The organism is Microbacterium sp. Leaf179 (assembly GCF_001423785.1).
In the GTDB taxonomy this organism is placed as follows: domain Bacteria; phylum Actinomycetota; class Actinomycetes; order Actinomycetales; family Microbacteriaceae; genus Microbacterium.
In genome coordinates this window covers 97,152-112,564 of record NZ_LMPH01000005.1, presented here as the reverse complement: position 1 = coordinate 112,564, position 15,413 = coordinate 97,152, and the positions used below count along the sequence as shown (strand labels likewise).

Sequence of the window (15,413 nt, the reverse complement as noted above, 5' to 3'; positions counted from 1 at the left end):
CTCCGCTCTCCCCTGTGGGGCGAACAAGTAAAAGATTACGTGCGACACCCCGACTCAGCCAATCCAGCCACATCCCGGGCGTGTCGCACCCCCACACCCCCGGAAACACGCGGGTGTGGGCCGATCAGACGAAGCGGTCGACGCCGCCCCACCCGCCGACCCACGCCTCGAGGTGGGGCTCGTCCCTCGTCGGATGCACTCCGTCAGGGACCCGGGTGTCTCGGCGGAAGGCCGCCGACGCTCCCCATCGGTGGGTGCGCCGACGCGACCGACGCGACTCCGCGAGTCCGAATCGCACGCCCTCCGCGGTGACCAGGTCGAGCGAGCCGATCTCCCCGTGATCGAGCGATGCCACCGCGTCGATGAGGGTGGTGGCATCCAGAATCACCACCGCCCGGGTCAGGTGCAGGGTGATCCGCGCGTCGGGGGTGGAGGCGTCGCCGGAGAAGAGCACGCGGGGATCGGCCGTCCATGCGTACTCGCGCAGGGAAGAATCCACCGCCACGGACGCCTGCGGGAACGACGCGAGGAAGGAATCGACGCAGAGGAAGGCCGCCGACGGGGTGACCGCATCGGGCAGACGGACGAGGAGGTCGGGTACCGAGGGGAGAAGACCCCTCCCCCGTGACCCTTGCACCGGGATCTTCGCGGCGAGGACCTGCGTCTGGCGATTGCCCTCGGCCGCGCGGTCGCGGTCGTCGCGTCCGGCCCAGTCGGGACCGTCGTGCCAGGCCACGGCATCCGGAATGTGTGCGAGCACTCCGCCGGCCTGCCAGGCACGATGAGCCCACTCCCAGTCCTCACCGCCATAGGAGGAGAACGACTCGTCGAATCCCCCGATCTCGTCGAAGAACGCGCGGGAACACGCGACGACCGCGCTGATGACATACCGGTAGGAACGGTCGTCGGCGTGGAGGAGGTTCGCGCTGCGCGCATACGCCTCGACGAGCCACTCGGGTTCGGCCAGCTCCCGCGGCGGGGCGACCTCGGCGATCGGGAGGCCGGCGGGCACCTCGGACAGATCGGCGTGACGACGGCGTCCGACGGTCACCGCGTCGGGGAGCAGAGCCGGGAGGCGCGACATCCGTCGGATGTACTCGGGCTCGGGCGTCGTGTCGGCGTCGAGGAAGCAGAGGACCTCACCCGTGGCGGCGGCGGCCCCCAGGTTGCGTGCGGCCGCGGCACGGAAACCCCGATCGTCCTGGCGGACGAGCCGAACGCCGCGGGGGACGACGGGCGACTCGGGCGAGCCGTCGTCGGCCACGATGATCTCGAGCCGGTCGGCGGGGTGGTCCTGCTGCTGCAGCGCCGCGAGGGTGCGAGCCAACTCCTGCGGCTGCGCGTAGTGCGTGACGATCACGCTGACCCGCGGCGGATCCGGCTCGCGATGCGACACCAGGTCCCACCGGTTGCCCGGAACCCACGGCATCCGATCGTTCCATCCGCCGTCGTCCGCGTTCACCACGACACGTCCGACCACCATCGGCGGTAGGCCCGCGCGGCATCGGCGCGGCCGAACGGGACCGGGTCGACGCCGTGCCAGGTGCGGCCGGCATCGGCGCGCGCGGCCGCGACGGCCGAAGCGAGCTGCTCGGGTTCGACGACGCCGAGCGTTCCGGGCCGGAGGGCGGCCATCTCGTCGACGTAGCGGTTGCGCACGGCGACCGGCCGGCGGCCCCACCCGATCCACGAGGCGAGAGACCCCGACGCCGACACGTGACGGTGCGCGATCACCGGGACCGCGACCCGCCGCGCCCGCGCGATCATGTCGGCGTCGTCGAGCCACCCGGTCACCTCGACGGTGACGCCGGCGGCGGCCGCGGCGCGGACGAACGCGTCGAGGTCGGCCGCGTGGCCCTCGGACGCGCGCCCGAGCACGCTCAACCGCGTCAGGCCCGAGGCGGCGGTCGCGGCGAGTGCCTCGTCGTGCCCCTTGCCGGGGTAGAAGTAGCCGAGGACGCCGACCGCGCCATCGGAGGGAGCGGGGACCGAGGGCGGAACGCTCGCGACGGGGAGCGGCACGACCGTCACCGGGCCGTCCCACACCCCCTCTTCCCGCAGGAGCTCCCGCTCGTGCGCGCTGTTGACGGCGACGGCGCGCGCCGCCTCGGTCACGGAGCGATAGAACGCCCGACGCCGGGGACGGTTGCGCTCCCCGTCGGAGACCTGCGGCACGTCGTGCAGCGTCGCGGTCAGCGGATGCCGTCGGGCCAGCGCCTCGACGGTGCGCGTCGCCTCCTCGGGCGAAGCCCCCCAGAGCCGGTCGGTGATGTGCGCGTGCACGGGCGTGCCCGGGGGAAGGGAAGCCGCCTCGTCGGGCGTGATAACCCGCACCCCGGGGGCGCCGCTCACGACCTCGGCGGCCATCTCGCGCGCGTACACGGCGACGCCGTGCGGCCCCGGGTGGGCGAGCAGCACCGGGAGGGCGGCATCCGGGATCGACGTCGTCATGCGGCCTCCGCCCACGTGCGCAGCAGCGGAGCCAGACGTTCCGCGACGGCGGCGAGCAGCGCGGGGCGCTCGGCGTAGTACGCGAGATGCGCCTCGCGCACGAGGGCGGCCGGCACCGTCTCGCCGTCGACGATCCAATCGGGCCGCGGGGCGGTGTCGAGATCCCACGCGTCGACGACCCAGCTCTCGAGCGGCGCACGGACGGCGGCGAGGATCGGGCGGCCCGGGTCGACCACCCGGCCGGGCGCCCCGAGGGCGGCGACGATGCGCTCCCCCAGGGGGAGGAAGAGCGCGTTCCCGGGATGATTCACCGTGCGGGCGAGGTCGTCGACCACCGGAGCGAAGAGATCGGATGCCGCGACGTCGAGCCCCCGGGCCTCGCGGCGCCGCAGTTCCGCGATCGAGGCGTCGGCGATCGCGCGGACCGTGGCGGCCGGCACGCTCGACGCGACCGGAGCACCCAACGCCTCGGCGACGATCCGGACGTCGTGGTACGCGACGAGCGGCGGGTCTTCGGGGAAGTCGGGGAGGCGCAGAACAGCCTGGAACGGGTGCAGTCCGGCGAAGCGCACGGCCGGGACCGTGACGGTGCGGGCTGCGGCGGGAAGAGCGGCGCGCAACTGGGCGGTGCCCAGCGGAAGGCCGCGGTAGTCGTCGCGGATCGGCTGCGCGACCAGGAAGGCGGCATCGGCGAGGAGGGCGTGCAGGCGCCGGGCATCGTCGGCGGTGAGCTCGTGCACCGCGGGGACGCGCACGGCGGGAAGAACCTCGGACGAGATCACCAGCCGCAGTGACTCCGCCTGGCAATTGCCCACCACCAGGCCGAAACCGTCGGCCGGGGCCTTCTCGCCGTAGAACTCGGCGTAGTGGCGACGGCGCGCTATCACCGCGTCGCCGTGGTCCGCAAGGCTTCGCAGTCGCGCCCTCTCACCACCCATGATGTGAAGGTATCCGTCGGTGTCATCGTCGTCCCAACCGCCCCGTTGCATTGCGATGTGCCTGGCGATGCGGTACGCGCACCGTCACGCACGCAAGCACGAGGAGAACACGAGATCGTCGTCACCACCGTCCCCCCGGTCCGGGTCGCGGCCGTCCCCTCGGCCCACCCCTATGTCGCCGCCATCACCGACCGCGACCACGTGACGCTGCTGTCGGACCCGCCGCCGCCGGGAGCGCCCGCCGGCCAGTGGTGGCCGCCGCAGGTGCTGCTGCCCTCGTGGCTCGAAGCGCACGCCGACGACTTCGACCTGGTGCACGTGCACTTCGGCATCGAGTCGTACAGCCCGGACGAACTGCGCGCGACGGTCGAGACGCTCCGTCGGATCGGGCGACCCCTCGTCTACACGGTGCACGACCTCGAGAACCCGCAGCTGAGCGAGCAGGACGCGCACCGGGCGTCGCTCGCCGTCCTCGCCGCGGGCGCCGACGCCCTCGTCACCCTCACCGACACGGCCGACGCCGAGGTGCGCGGGATCGTCCACCGACCGACGACGGTGATCGCTCACCCCACGCTGCTCGGCGACGCACCACGCCCCACCGGTCACGTCCACGACGTCGCCCGCATCGGCGTGCACCTGCGCGATCTCCGCCCCAACATCGATGGGGTGGGTACCACCGCGACCCTCGTCCGCGCCGTCGCCGCCCTGCGCGCGGAGGGTGCGCGGATCGAAGCCGTCGTGCGGATGAACGAGCGGGTGCGCGACGCCGAGGCGGCGGCATCCATCGACCTCCTCGTCCGTGATGCCGACGGTGTCAGCGTCGAGCGCGGAGCCCGTCTCGACGACGACGCCCTCGCCGAGTGGCTTGCCGACCTCGACGCGTGCGTGCTGCCGTATCGGCACGGCACCCAGTCGGGCTGGGCGGAGCTCTGCTACGACCTCGCCGTTCCGGTCGTCGGCACCCGCATCGGCCACATCGCCGCCCAGCATCCCGGCGACTTCCACGCCTTCGACGTCGGGGACCCGCTCTCGCTCGCACGCGCGATGGTGCAGGCCACGGCTCCGGCCTGGTCGACGCCGGGATCGACGCCGCGCACGGCCGAGGTGGACCGGCGACGGGCCGAACGTCTCGCGGAACGGAGCGAGGTGCGTGCCGCGCACGTCGCCGTGTACCGCCATGCACTCGACACGGAGGTGGCCGCATGATCCGCGGCGCACGGTCGCTGCGGGTGCTCGTCGTCGCCCCGTCGCGCTACCCCCTGCGTCAGCCGCACGCCGGCGGACTGGAGGCGTGCGTCTGGGACCGCGTGCGCTGGCTGCGCGCGCGCGGGCACGAGGTGACCCTGTGCGCCGCCGAGGGCTCGGACTTCCTCGGTGACACGCCGGAGTTCTCTCTGCCCGCTCCCGCCTGGACACGGCCGGAAGCGGCATCCGACACCGAGTACCCGCACGGGTATGCGGCGGCCGTCGACACCGCCTTCGATGCGGCCCGCGACCGCCTCATCGCCGACCGCCACCTGTACGACGTCGTGGACAACCACAGCCTGCATCCCGCGCCCATCCGGTGGAGCCGCGAGGCGGACATCCCGGTCGTCACGACCCTGCACACGCCGCCCCTGGAACACATGCTGGAGGCCGCGGCCGACGTGCGCGACAGCCCGCACCGTTTCATCGCCGTGAGCCAGGCGACCGCGCGCGCGTGGTCGGTCGAGGGTGTCGACGCCTTCGTCTTCCCCAACGGCATCGACACCGACCAGTGGACGCGCGGCGCCGGTGGACCGTCGTGGGTCTGGTCGGGGCGCGTCGTGCCCGAGAAGGCGCCGCACCTGGCCATCGAGGCCGCCCGCTCGGCGAACGCCCACATCGTGCTCGCCGGCCGGATCGGGGACGTCGACTACTTCGAGCAGGAAGTCGTGCCCCGGCTCGGCGTGCACGCGCGCTACGTGGGCCCGCTGCATCAGCCCGACCTCTGCCGCCTCGTCGGATCGTCGGCCGTCGCCCTGGTCACGCCCATGTGGGAGGAGCCCTTCGGCCTCGTCATCGCCGAAGCGCTCGCCACCGGCACCCCCGTCGCGGCCTTCGACATCGGCGGGGTCTCCGAGGTGCTCGCGGGCATGCCCGGATCGGCGACGGTCATGCCCGGCGACGTCGTCGCGTTGGGCAAGGCCGCGGCCGAGCTCGCCGCACAGGGCGCGCGCGAACCCCTCACCCGCGTCTGGACCCGCCGGGCGGCCGTGCGACAGCACTCGCTCACGGAGCGCTACCGCGAAGTGGAGCGGGTGCTCACCCACACCGCTCAGCCCGTCGCCGCGCGACACGTGCCGGCGGTGTCGCGGTGATCGGCTGGTACGTCCACCACCACGGCTTCGGCCACGTCGCGCGTTTTCTCGCCGTGCACCCGCACCTGCGGACCCCCGTCGTGGCGTTCTCGTCGCTCGCCCGCCCCGCCGGACTCGCCCCCGAGACCCAGTGGGTCGTGCTCCCTCCGGATGCCGACGTGGTCGAGGCCGCCGACGGCACGGTGCTCGACCCGCGCGAGGCGGAACCGACCGCCCGGGGGAAGCTGCACTGGGCACCCCACGGGCATCCGGGACACCGCGCACGACTGGCCATGATCGCCTCCGCGGCGGTCGACCTCGATCTGGACGTCTTCGTCGTCGACGTCAGCGCGGAGGTCGTGGCCCTCGCACGACTCCTGGGGCTCCGCACCGTCGCGGTGACCCAACCCGGCGCGCGCACCGACGCGCCCCACGCCCTCGCCTACGCCCTGGCCGATCGCATCGTGGCCCCCTGGGCACACGGCGCGGTGCCCACCCCCGCCCTCGCCGAGCACGGCGACCGCGTGGTGTGGACCGGGGGCATCTCGCGCTACGACGGACGCACCCCGCCCGAGTCCGCGACCGAGCGGTCAGTGCTGCTGCTCGGCCGTGTGCTCGAGCCGGAGGTCCGCGACGAGGCCACCGCACGTCTTTCCGCTCGCGGCTGGCGGGTCACCGCGATCGGGCACGACGAGGCCTCCCGCGTCGACGACCCCTGGCCGTTGCTGGCCGGCAGCACGGTGGTCGTGAGCGCCGCGGGCCAGAACAGCGTCGCCGACCTCGCGGCATCCGGAGCCCGCGCCGTCGTCATCGCGCAGGACCGCCCCTTCGGCGAGCAGCGTGCGACCGCCGACGCCCTCGCCCGCTGGGGCCTCGCGCAGCGGGCGGACGACACCGTTTCGGCCTCCGACCTGGCCGATCTGGTCGAGCGGGCCGCTTCGACCGAACCGGACTGGTCGCGCTGGCAGGTCGCGGGCGCGGCCCACCGCATGGCCGCCGCCCTCGAGGCGGTGCGGCCGTGAGGACGGCGCTCATCACGGTCGCCTCGGCGGCGCGGCGCGAACACCTCGAGCGCCAGCGCCGCGTGATCGCCGAGCTCGCCGACGACATCGTGCGCGTCGAGGCGTGGCTGGACGAGACGCCACCGGACGGTGTCGCGGAGGCGGGGACGCTCACCGTGCTCGTGCCCCCGGGGCCGCATGGACTGCGGGTGGGCGTGGGGCGGAACCGCGCGGCGGACGCGGCGATCGCCGCCGGCGCCGAGCTGCTGGTGTTCCTCGACGTGGACTGCCTGCCCGGGCCCGACCTGCTGCCCGCCTATCGCGCCGCCACCCGCGCGCACCCCGACGCGGTGCTCTGCGGAGCGGTGACCTACCTGTCGAGCGTGCAACGGCCGGAGAACCTCGACGACCTGCCCTTTCTCACCCGCCCGCACCGCGCTCGCCCGGCGCTCGGACCCGGCGAGACGCGGCGGGCCACCGACGGGGAGTACGACCTGTTCTGGTCGCTGTCGTTCGCCGTGACCCCGGCGACGTGGGACCGCATCGGCGGCTTCCACCCCGGGTACGAGGGGTACGGGGCCGAAGACACCGACCTCGCCTGGTCGGCTCGCGCTGCGGGCGTCGAGATGCAGTGGGTCGGCGGGGCGGACGCGTACCACCAGTGGCATCCGGTCTCTTCTCCCCCGTGGCAGCACCTCGACGACATCCTGCGCAACGGGGGCACGTTCTGCGAGCGGTGGGGAGCGTGGCCGATGGGGGGATGGCTCGACGCCTTCGCCGCGGCCGGGGCCATCGAGCGCCGCGGCGACGGCTGGGTGCGCGTGCGCTGAGCCGGGGCGTGACGGCGTTGAGTGTCCGCGACACGCCGCCCTCGGGCGGGGCGTGACGGCGTGTTCTGGACACTCAACGGGTGTTTCGCCGACGCGGGGCGACGGGCGGACGACGGGCGTGCGGCCGGCGCGGGGCGGAGGGCGCGGGAAAGCCCCGGCGCGGACGCCGGGGCTTTCGGGGCGGGTCAGGCGCTGCGGAGCCAGACCGTGGTCTCGCCGGGCAGCGTGTCGCCGTCGAGCGCGACGCTGGCGAGCAGCACCTCGCCCGCGGGCAGCGCCGCGGGCTCGGTGCCGAAGTTCGTCACGACCGTCCAGCCGTTCGGGCGGACGAACGCCACCACGTCGTCGCGACACGTCTCGATCCACTCCATCTGCTCGTCGGTCTGCAGATCGTGCCGCAGGTCGAGCGCGCGGCGGTAGAGCGACAGCGTCGAGGCCGGGTCGCCGTCCTGCAGGTCGACCGCGTACGTGCCGAACCACTCCGGCTGCGGAAGGTGGGCGCCCGCCGAACCGAAGCCGAACGCCGGGCCGTGCTCGGTCCAGGGCAGGGGCACGCGGCATCCGTCACGGCCCTGATCGACGCCGGGGCTGCGGAAGAACGTCGGATCCTGACGGTCGGCGTCGGGGATCTCGGCGACCTCGTGCAAGCCCAGCTCCTCGCCCTGGTACAGGTACGCCGAGCCGGGAAGGCCCAGCACGAAGGCTGCGGCGGCGCGGGCGCGGCGCTCCCCGCGGCGCGAGTCGAGAGCCGGCGACTGCCCGCCGGAGAGCAACCACTCGTTGCCGTGCTTGAGGGTCGGGCGCCCGTCGGCGGCGCGCTCGGCGTCGGGGAGTCCGTACCGCGTGGCGTGGCGGACGACGTCGTGGTTCGACAGCACCCACGTGGTCGACGAGCCCGACTCCGCGGCCAGCGCGAGGTTGTCGGCGACGATGCGCCGGAACTGCGCGGGGTCGAAGTCGGCCTCGAGAAGGTCGAAGTTGAACGCCTGGCCGAGGCTGTCGGCGCTGGCGTACAGCGGCACGCGCGAGGGGTGCACCCATGCCTCGGCGACGGCGGTGCGCGGCGGGTCGTAGGAGTTGAAGACCGCGCGCCACTCGGCGTAGACCTCGTGCACGTCGTCGCGGTCGATCATCGGGTGGGTGCCGTCGTGCGGCAGGGCCTCGAGCTCGGCGCGCGAGCGCAGGGGCTCGCTGAGGTCCTTCGTGAGCATGTGCGCCACATCGATGCGGAACCCGTCGACCCCGCGGTCGCTCCAGAAGCGCAGCGTCGTGACGAAGTCGGCGCGCACCTCGGGGTTCGCCCAGTTCAGGTCGGGCTGCGAGACGTCGAAGTTGTGCAGGTACCACTGCCCGTCGGCGACCCGCTCCCACGCCGACCCGCCGAAGAGCGACACCCAGTCGGTGGGTGGCTCGGCGCCGTCGACGCCCGACCCCTCGCGGAAGACGTAACGCCCGCGCGCCGCCGAGCCCCGGCCCGCCGCCAGCGCCTCCTGGAACCAGACGTGCTTGTCGGAGGTGTGGTTGGGGACGATGTCGACGACCACCCGGATGCCGTGGGCGTGCAGCTGCGCGATGAGCTCGTCCATGTCGGCCAGGGTGCCCAGCCGCGGGTCGACGTCGCGGTAGTCGGCGACGTCGTACCCGCCGTCGGCGAGGTCGGAGGGGTAGAAGGGGCTCAGCCAGACGGCATCCACCCCCAGCTCGGCGAGGTACGGCACGCGCGAGGTGACGCCGCGGATGTCGCCGAGGCCGTCGCCGTCGCTGTCGGCGAAGCTGCGGGGGTATACCTGGTACACCACCGCCTGACGCCACCAGTCGGGGGCGTCGGACAGCTCGCGGGTACGGGCGGAGGGGGATGCGGTCGTCACGAGGAGGGTTCCTTTCGAGGGGAGGGGAGGGGAGGTGTCAGCCCTTGACGGCGCCCTGGGTCACGCCCGCCATCACCCAGCGCTGGGTGAAGAGATAGGCGACGATCGCGGGGGCCATGGCCATGAGGTAGGACGCGAAGGCGACGTTGTAGTTGTTGCTGAACTGCGTCTGGAAGAGGTTCTGCCGCACCGGAAGGGTCTGCAGCGTCGGGTCGCTGATGATGAGCGAGGGCATCATGAAGTCGTTCCACGCGTAGAGGAAGGCGAAGATGCCGACCGTGGCGCTCATGGGAGCCAGCAGCGGGAAGATGAGCTGCCAGAAGGTCTGCCAGGTCGTCGCGCCATCGATCCGCGCGCTCTCTTCGAGTTCGAGCGGGATGGAACGCAGGAACGCGGTGAACAGCAGCACGCTGAAGCTCAGTTGGAACATCGTGGCGAGGATGATCACCCCGAACGGGTTGTCGAGGCCCACCCGGCCGGTGAGCTGGATCTGCGGCAGGGCGACGACCGGGAACGGGATGAACATCGCCGCGAGCAGGTAGAAGAACGAGTAGCGGAAGAGCTTGCGCTCCCAGTTGCGGGCGATCGCGTAAGAGGCGAAGGCCGCGAGGACGATGGTCGCCACCACCGTGCCGGCCGTGACGAGGAGCGAGATCGCGAGGCCCACGGGGAACTTCGTCAGCGTCCACGCCTGCACGAAGCCGTCGAAGCTGATCGGCGAGGGGAACGAGAACGCGTTGCCGTCGACGATCTGCGTGCCGCTCTTCAGCGCCATCGAGACGGTGACGTACAGCGGCAGCAGGACGGTGAGGGAGCAGAGCACCAGGATGGTCGTCGTCGACCAGTTGATGCGCTCCATCCCGACGCGACGGATGCGGCGCTTCTGAGGCTGGTCGGCGAGGACGGCGAGTTCGGCCTGCTCGAACGCGAGCGCCGGCTGGTTGAGAGCGGTCATGAGAGGGTGTTCCTTCCCCGGGTCAGCGAGAGCTGCAGGAGCGAGATGACGATGGCCACGACGAAGAAGAGCGCCGCGTTCGCCATCTGGTACGCGTAGTCCCCGCCGTTGAAGCCGAGGATGATCGACATCGCGACGCTGCGGGTCGCGGTGCCGGGACCGCCGCCGGTGAGGCCGACGATGATGTCGTAGGCGTTCAGGAAGCCCTTGAAGCCCAGGATGATGTTGATGACGACGTACCCCGCCACCAGCGGGAGCGTGATGCGCAGCAGCTGCTGGGTCTTGCTCGCCCCGTCGAGGCCCGCGGCCTCGTAGACGTCACCGGGCACGGACAGCAGCCCCGCGATGTAGATCAGCAGCGTTCCGGGGATCGCCTGCCACGCGGTGACGATGACGATCGCGACCCACGCGAGGTCGGGGTTCGCAAGGAGCGAGGTCTCGAGCCACGGGATGCCGAGCGAGGCTCCGGCCTCGGGCACCGAGTTGCTGAAGAGGAAGTTGAAGACGTAGGCGATGATGATGCCCGAGATCACCATCGGGATGACGAAGACCGTGCGCAGCGCCTTCTTGAAGCGGATCTGCGAGGTCAGCCCCACCGCCAGCAGGAACGCCGCGATGTTGACGACGATCACCGTCGCGACCGAGAAACCGAAGGTGAACAGGTAGCTCTGCAGGATGGCCGGGTCGCTGAAGATCGCGATGTAGTTCGTCAGCCCGGTGAAGTTCCACTCGCCGAGGCCGATCGAGTCGGTGAAGCTGAAGAAGATGCCGATGATGCCCGGCACCGTGATGGCGAGGGTGAACAGCACGAGGGTCGGCAGCAGGAACAGGTAGTAGATCGGTTCGACGCGGCGACTGCTGCGCCGAGCGGTCGCCTTCCCGCCCGTCACGATCGTGGTGGTGGTGGTCATCGCGCGTCCTCCTCGACGGCTGCGTCGGTCGTGGACGCGGGCGGCTGACGGAACGCGAGGCGCGACCAGTCCTCGTCCATGGTGCGAAGCGTGGCCTCGGGCGAGGCGCCGAAGATCATCGCCTGGGCGTAGTTGAAGGTGGGGATGGTCTTGGGCACGAGCACCGAGGCGCCCTGGTAGATGCGGCCCTCGTCGTAGTACGGGATCATCCCGGCGACGCGAGGGTCGCTCGGCGACGGAGCGTCCTTCGTCGGCGCGAAGCCGAGCTGCGACTCGTTGTAGGCCTCGATGATCTCGGGCTGGTACAGGTACTCGAGGAAGTCGCGTGCGGCATCCTGGTGCCGGGAGGCCTCGGGGATGATCGCCGCGAGATCCATGTTGACGCGGACGGCGAGGTCGTCGGGGTCGTCGGTCATCGGCAGCGGGAACGTGCCGACCGCCAGGTCGGGCGCGGTCTTCGCGATCTCACCCAGTGCCCACGGGCCCTGCAGGTACATCGCGGCCTCACCCTGGGCGAACGCGAGGTTGCCGTCTCCGTAGGCCCGGCTCTCGGCATCCGGGTTCGTGTAGTCCCGCGCGAGCTCGAGCATGCGATCCATCGGCTCGGTGAAGTCCTTGGCGAACGAGACCTGCGACTCGGGCCCCACCTCGGTGCCCTCCGCGGCGAGGCCGTCGAAGAAGTCGAGGACGTCGAGCGAGCCGCCGACGGAGTAGTCGTACCAGCCCTGCGCCACGGTCCAGTCGTCTTTGAAGGTGCCGTAGAACGGCGTGATGCCGTTGGCTTTCAGGGTGTCGGCGACGGCGAGGAGCTCATCGTAGGTGGTGGGGACCGACAGTCTCAGCTGCTCGAACATCTGCGTGTTGTAGATGACGGATGCCGCCATCACCGAGTACGGGAGCGCGCTGGTGCGCCCCGCGCAGGAACCGTACTGGTCGAGGAGCGGCTGCAGATCCTCACGCACGGTGCCCGCTGCCTCGGTGCCGCTGAGATCGCTCAGCGCACAGCGCTGCACGAACCGGGCGACCTCGTAGTTGTAGTTGGCCAGCATGATGTCGGGCGGATTGCCACGCACGAAGCTCGCCGACACGACGTCGACGCCGGAGCTGTCCATCTCGACGCGCACGCGATCCTGCGAGGCGTTGTACTCGGCGACCACGTCGTTCATGAACGACAGCGCCTCGCGCTTGCTGAAGGTGAATCGAATGGTCTCGCGGCCGTCGGAGGAGCAGCCGGCCAGCATCGCCATCCCGAGCACCCCCACCGTCGCCGCGGCGACCCATCGTCGGCCCGCTCTGGTCTTCGTCGACACGTGTTCCTCCTTCGCTGCACTGCGAATATGTTGTCCCGTCGAGTAAATCTACTCGTCAAATCAATGTCGTGCAGGCAGTATTGCAGCAGAACGAAAGGGGGTCAAGAGTGTCGATGGATGCCACCACGACGACGCCGTCGCTGCGTCGCCACAACCTCGATGCGGTCCTGGGCTACGTCTGGGACGCCGACGCCTTCACCGCGAGCGACGTCATTCAGGCCGTGGGGGTGACGCGCTCCACCGCCATCGACGTGCTCGACGAGCTGACCGCCCGCGGCCTGCTCACCGAGATGCCGAACGCCCGAGCGGTGGGCGAGTACTCCAAGGGCCGACCGGCCCGACGCTTCGCCTTCGACCCCGGCGCGGGTCTGGTCGTCGGCGTCGACGCCGGCCGGGGCCACCTCACCGCCACCGTGGCCGACCTGCGCGGACGAGCACTCGCCACCTCGCGGCTGACCGTCGACCCCGAGCTCGATTCGCCCGAGCGACGCCGGCGCGCGGCCGAGGCGACGGTGGACGCCGCCCTCACCCGCGCACGACGCGCGCGCACCGAGATCATCGGCCTGTGCGTCGGAGTGCCCGCCCCCGTCGCCCGCTCGGGGCGCTCGCCCGTGCACCACGACGGCTTCTGGGCGCGCATGAACCCCGACTTCATCGACAGCTTCGCCGCGTGGGCACCCGTGGTGCGCGTCGAGAACGACGCCACCCTGGCCGCCGTCGCCGAGCGCACGCACGGAGCCGCGGTCGGCAGCGACGACTTCGTCGCCCTGCTCGCCGGCGAGCGTTTCGGCGCCGGCATCAGCGTCGACGGACGCCTGCTGCGCGGCGCGCACGGCGGAGCGGGCGAGACCGTGGCATTCGATCGCGTGGACGGGGTCGGCAGCGCCTGGGGCCTCGCACCGCGGTGCGTCGACGCGGCGCGCGAGGCCCTGGCCTCGGGATCCCTCCCCCTCGACAGCGCGCTGCGCGACATCGACCCCGACACCCTCGACGCCAAGACCGTGCTCGACCTCGCCGCCGCCGGCGACGCGGGGGCCCTCGGCGTCGCCCGGGCGGTGGGTCCGGCGCTCGCCGGGGTCGCGGCGGTGTTCGGCAGCCTGTTCGACGTGGAGCGCGTGGTGGTCTCGGGCGCGATCGCCGCCGGAGCCGGACCCATCATCGACGCGGCCATCGGCGCCCTGCCCGCGTCGCTGCACCTGCCGGCCCCGCGCATCGTCGCCTCGACCCTCGGGGCGGACATCGTGTCGATCGGGGCCGTGGCCGCGGCCGTGGAGACGGCCCGCACGCACGCCCTCGACCTCGCCGCCTTCGCCCTGCCCGCCGATCGCGCGCGGGCGTGACAGGGAGACCCTCGGGCGAAGAGAGGGTGACGGGCCGCGGCATCTGAAGCCGACGCCGACCGCACGACGAGAGGTCGGGCGGCGGCAAGCCCCCTCGCCGGATCCGGCGCTGCGGATAGCGTCGGGACCGTCTCATCCCCGATCGAGAGGAAACCGGATGCCCGCGTGGCCCGAGCACGTCTTCTGGTGGCACGTCTACTCGCTGGGATTCGTCGGCGCTCCCATCCGCGACGACGTCGACCCGGATGCCGAACCCGCACACCGCCTCGACCGCTTCGAGCCGTGGCTCGACCACGTCATCGAGCTGGGACTGAACGGCCTGCTGCTCGGCCCGGTGTTCGCGTCGGAGACGCACGGCTACGACACCGTCGATCACTTCCGCATCGACCCCCGCCTCGGCGACGACGAGGACTTCGACCGTCTCGTGTCGGCGGCGCGGGAGCGCGGCATCCGGATCCTGCTCGACGGCGTCTTCAATCACGTCGGCCGCGGGCACCCGGCGTTCCGCGCCTTCGCCGACGGCGGCGACGACCCGGGGCTGTTCCGCGCTCGTCGCGTCGACGGCCGGGTCGAGGCCGACGTCTTCGAGGGGCACGACGCACTCGTGGCGCTGGACCACTCCTCGGAGGCCGTGGCCGACCTCGTCGTGGAGGTCATGTGCCATTGGCTGGAGCGGGGCATCGACGGCTGGCGATTGGATGCCGCCTACGCGGTACCCCCGGAGTTCTGGTCCCGGGTGCTCCCCCGCGTGCGTGAGCGGTTCCCGGAGGTGTGGGTCGTCGGCGAGGTCATCCACGGCGACGCCGCCGAGATCGTCCGCGCCTCGAGCATGGACGCGCTCACGCAGTACGAGTTGTGGCAGGGCATCTGGCACGGGATCTCGGACCGCAACCTGTTCGAGCTGAGCCACGCGATCGAGCGTCACGACGAGCTGCTGGCGACCTTCGTGCCGCAGACCTTCGTCGGCAACCACGACGTCACGCGCATCGCCTCGGCGGTGGGCCCCGACCTCGTGCCCCACGCCCTCGCGGTGCTGTTCACCGTCGCCGGCACGCCGTCGGTCTACGCCGGCGACGAGTTCGGGTGGACCGGGGTGAAAGAGCAACGCCTCGGGGGCGACGACGCGGTGCGGCCGGAGTTCCCCGCCGATCCGGGCGAGGTCGACGCCGAGGTGCGGATCCTGCGGGCGCACCAGGCGCTCATCGCCCTGCGGCGTCGGAAGCCGTGGCTCTGGCGCGCCCACACCGACGTCATCGAGGTGACGAACACCGCCGTCGCGCTGCGGACGGCCGTGGGCGACGACGCCGTGGTGGTGGCGCTGAACATCGGCGACGAGCCGGTGACCCTGCCGGTCGCCGACGGGCGGACGGTGGTCGCCGGGGAGGGCACCCCGGCCGACGGGCGGCTCGAGCTGGGCCCGCGCGGGTGGGCGGTGCTGGAGGCCTGATCAGCGGCATCCACCTCGTTCCCGCCGGGCATGTCCCGAAACGT

General features: G+C 72.1%; 13 protein-coding genes. 6 read left to right on the top strand and 7 right to left on the bottom strand.

The features are described 5' to 3' along the window. Nucleotides 1-124 precede the first annotated feature (124 nt). Genes ASF96_RS15440 through ASF96_RS15430 form a run of 3 tightly spaced genes read right to left on the bottom strand, consistent with a single transcriptional unit; the run spans nt 125 to nt 3,389 of the window. The gene (locus ASF96_RS15440; RefSeq protein WP_235560630.1) at nt 125-1,462 is read right to left on the bottom strand and encodes a glycosyltransferase family 2 protein; all 1,338 of its coding nucleotides are present in this window, start codon (nt 1,460-1,462) and stop codon (nt 125-127) included. Then, nucleotides 1,459-2,451 (bottom strand): hypothetical protein, encoded by a 993-nt coding sequence (locus ASF96_RS15435; RefSeq protein ID WP_055940664.1) that lies wholly within the window; start codon nt 2,449-2,451, stop codon nt 1,459-1,461. The genes ASF96_RS15440 and ASF96_RS15435 overlap by 4 nt, the downstream gene beginning before the upstream one ends. Then, the gene (locus ASF96_RS15430; protein WP_235560629.1) at nt 2,448-3,389 is read right to left on the bottom strand and encodes a WcbI family polysaccharide biosynthesis putative acetyltransferase; all 942 of its coding nucleotides are present in this window, start codon (nt 3,387-3,389) and stop codon (nt 2,448-2,450) included. The genes ASF96_RS15435 and ASF96_RS15430 overlap by 4 nt, the downstream gene beginning before the upstream one ends. Nucleotides 3,390-3,446: 57 nt before the next feature. On the opposite strand from ASF96_RS15430, the gene ASF96_RS15425 reads away from it, so the two are divergent. From ASF96_RS15425 to ASF96_RS15410, 4 genes are read left to right on the top strand one after another with little or no spacing between them, the layout of a single operon-like run. Next, a complete protein-coding gene (locus ASF96_RS15425; protein ID WP_055940659.1) occupies nt 3,447-4,595 on the top strand; it encodes a glycosyltransferase in 1,149 nt (382 codons plus the stop codon). After that, nucleotides 4,592-5,728, top strand: coding sequence for a glycosyltransferase (locus ASF96_RS15420; protein ID WP_055940656.1), 1,137 nt, complete (start codon nt 4,592-4,594; stop codon nt 5,726-5,728). Before ASF96_RS15425 ends, ASF96_RS15420 begins: the two co-directional genes overlap by 4 nt. Continuing rightward, nucleotides 5,725-6,729: a hypothetical protein gene (locus tag ASF96_RS15415; protein WP_055940654.1), complete on the top strand. Its 1,005-nt coding sequence runs from the start codon at nt 5,725-5,727 to the stop codon at nt 6,727-6,729. The genes ASF96_RS15420 and ASF96_RS15415 overlap by 4 nt, the downstream gene beginning before the upstream one ends. Beyond that, on the top strand, nt 6,726-7,538 hold the full coding sequence (locus ASF96_RS15410) for a galactosyltransferase-related protein (protein ID WP_055940651.1): 813 nt from the start codon (nt 6,726-6,728) through the stop codon (nt 7,536-7,538). The genes ASF96_RS15415 and ASF96_RS15410 overlap by 4 nt, the downstream gene beginning before the upstream one ends. Before the next feature lie 185 nt (nt 7,539-7,723). Here the strand turns inward: ASF96_RS15410 and ASF96_RS15405 are convergent, their stop codons facing one another. From ASF96_RS15405 to ASF96_RS15390, 4 genes are all read right to left on the bottom strand, one after another. Continuing rightward, nucleotides 7,724-9,406: a glycoside hydrolase family 13 protein gene (locus ASF96_RS15405; protein WP_055940648.1), complete on the bottom strand. Its 1,683-nt coding sequence runs from the start codon at nt 9,404-9,406 to the stop codon at nt 7,724-7,726. 37 nt (nt 9,407-9,443) lie between these two features. Next, on the bottom strand, nt 9,444-10,265 hold the full coding sequence (locus ASF96_RS15400; RefSeq protein ID WP_055833311.1) for a carbohydrate ABC transporter permease: 822 nt from the start codon (nt 10,263-10,265) through the stop codon (nt 9,444-9,446). A gap of 92 nt (nt 10,266-10,357) precedes the next feature. After that, entirely contained in the window at nt 10,358-11,272 is a 915-nt protein-coding gene (locus ASF96_RS15395; protein WP_055833037.1) for a carbohydrate ABC transporter permease, read from the bottom strand. Further along, nucleotides 11,269-12,519, bottom strand: a complete 1,251-nt coding sequence (locus ASF96_RS15390) for an extracellular solute-binding protein (protein ID WP_082509757.1) — start codon at nt 12,517-12,519, stop codon at nt 11,269-11,271. The genes ASF96_RS15395 and ASF96_RS15390 overlap by 4 nt, the downstream gene beginning before the upstream one ends. Nucleotides 12,520-12,695: 176 nt before the next feature. Here ASF96_RS15390 and ASF96_RS15385 point away from each other — a divergent pair, with 176 nt between their 5' ends. Further along, the gene (locus ASF96_RS15385) at nt 12,696-13,922 is read left to right on the top strand and encodes an ROK family protein (protein ID WP_055940641.1); all 1,227 of its coding nucleotides are present in this window, start codon (nt 12,696-12,698) and stop codon (nt 13,920-13,922) included. Nucleotides 13,923-14,079: 157 nt separating this feature from the next. Continuing rightward, the gene (locus ASF96_RS15380; protein ID WP_055940638.1) at nt 14,080-15,369 is read left to right on the top strand and encodes an alpha-amylase family glycosyl hydrolase; all 1,290 of its coding nucleotides are present in this window, start codon (nt 14,080-14,082) and stop codon (nt 15,367-15,369) included. The last annotated feature ends 44 nt before the right edge of the window (nt 15,370-15,413 follow it).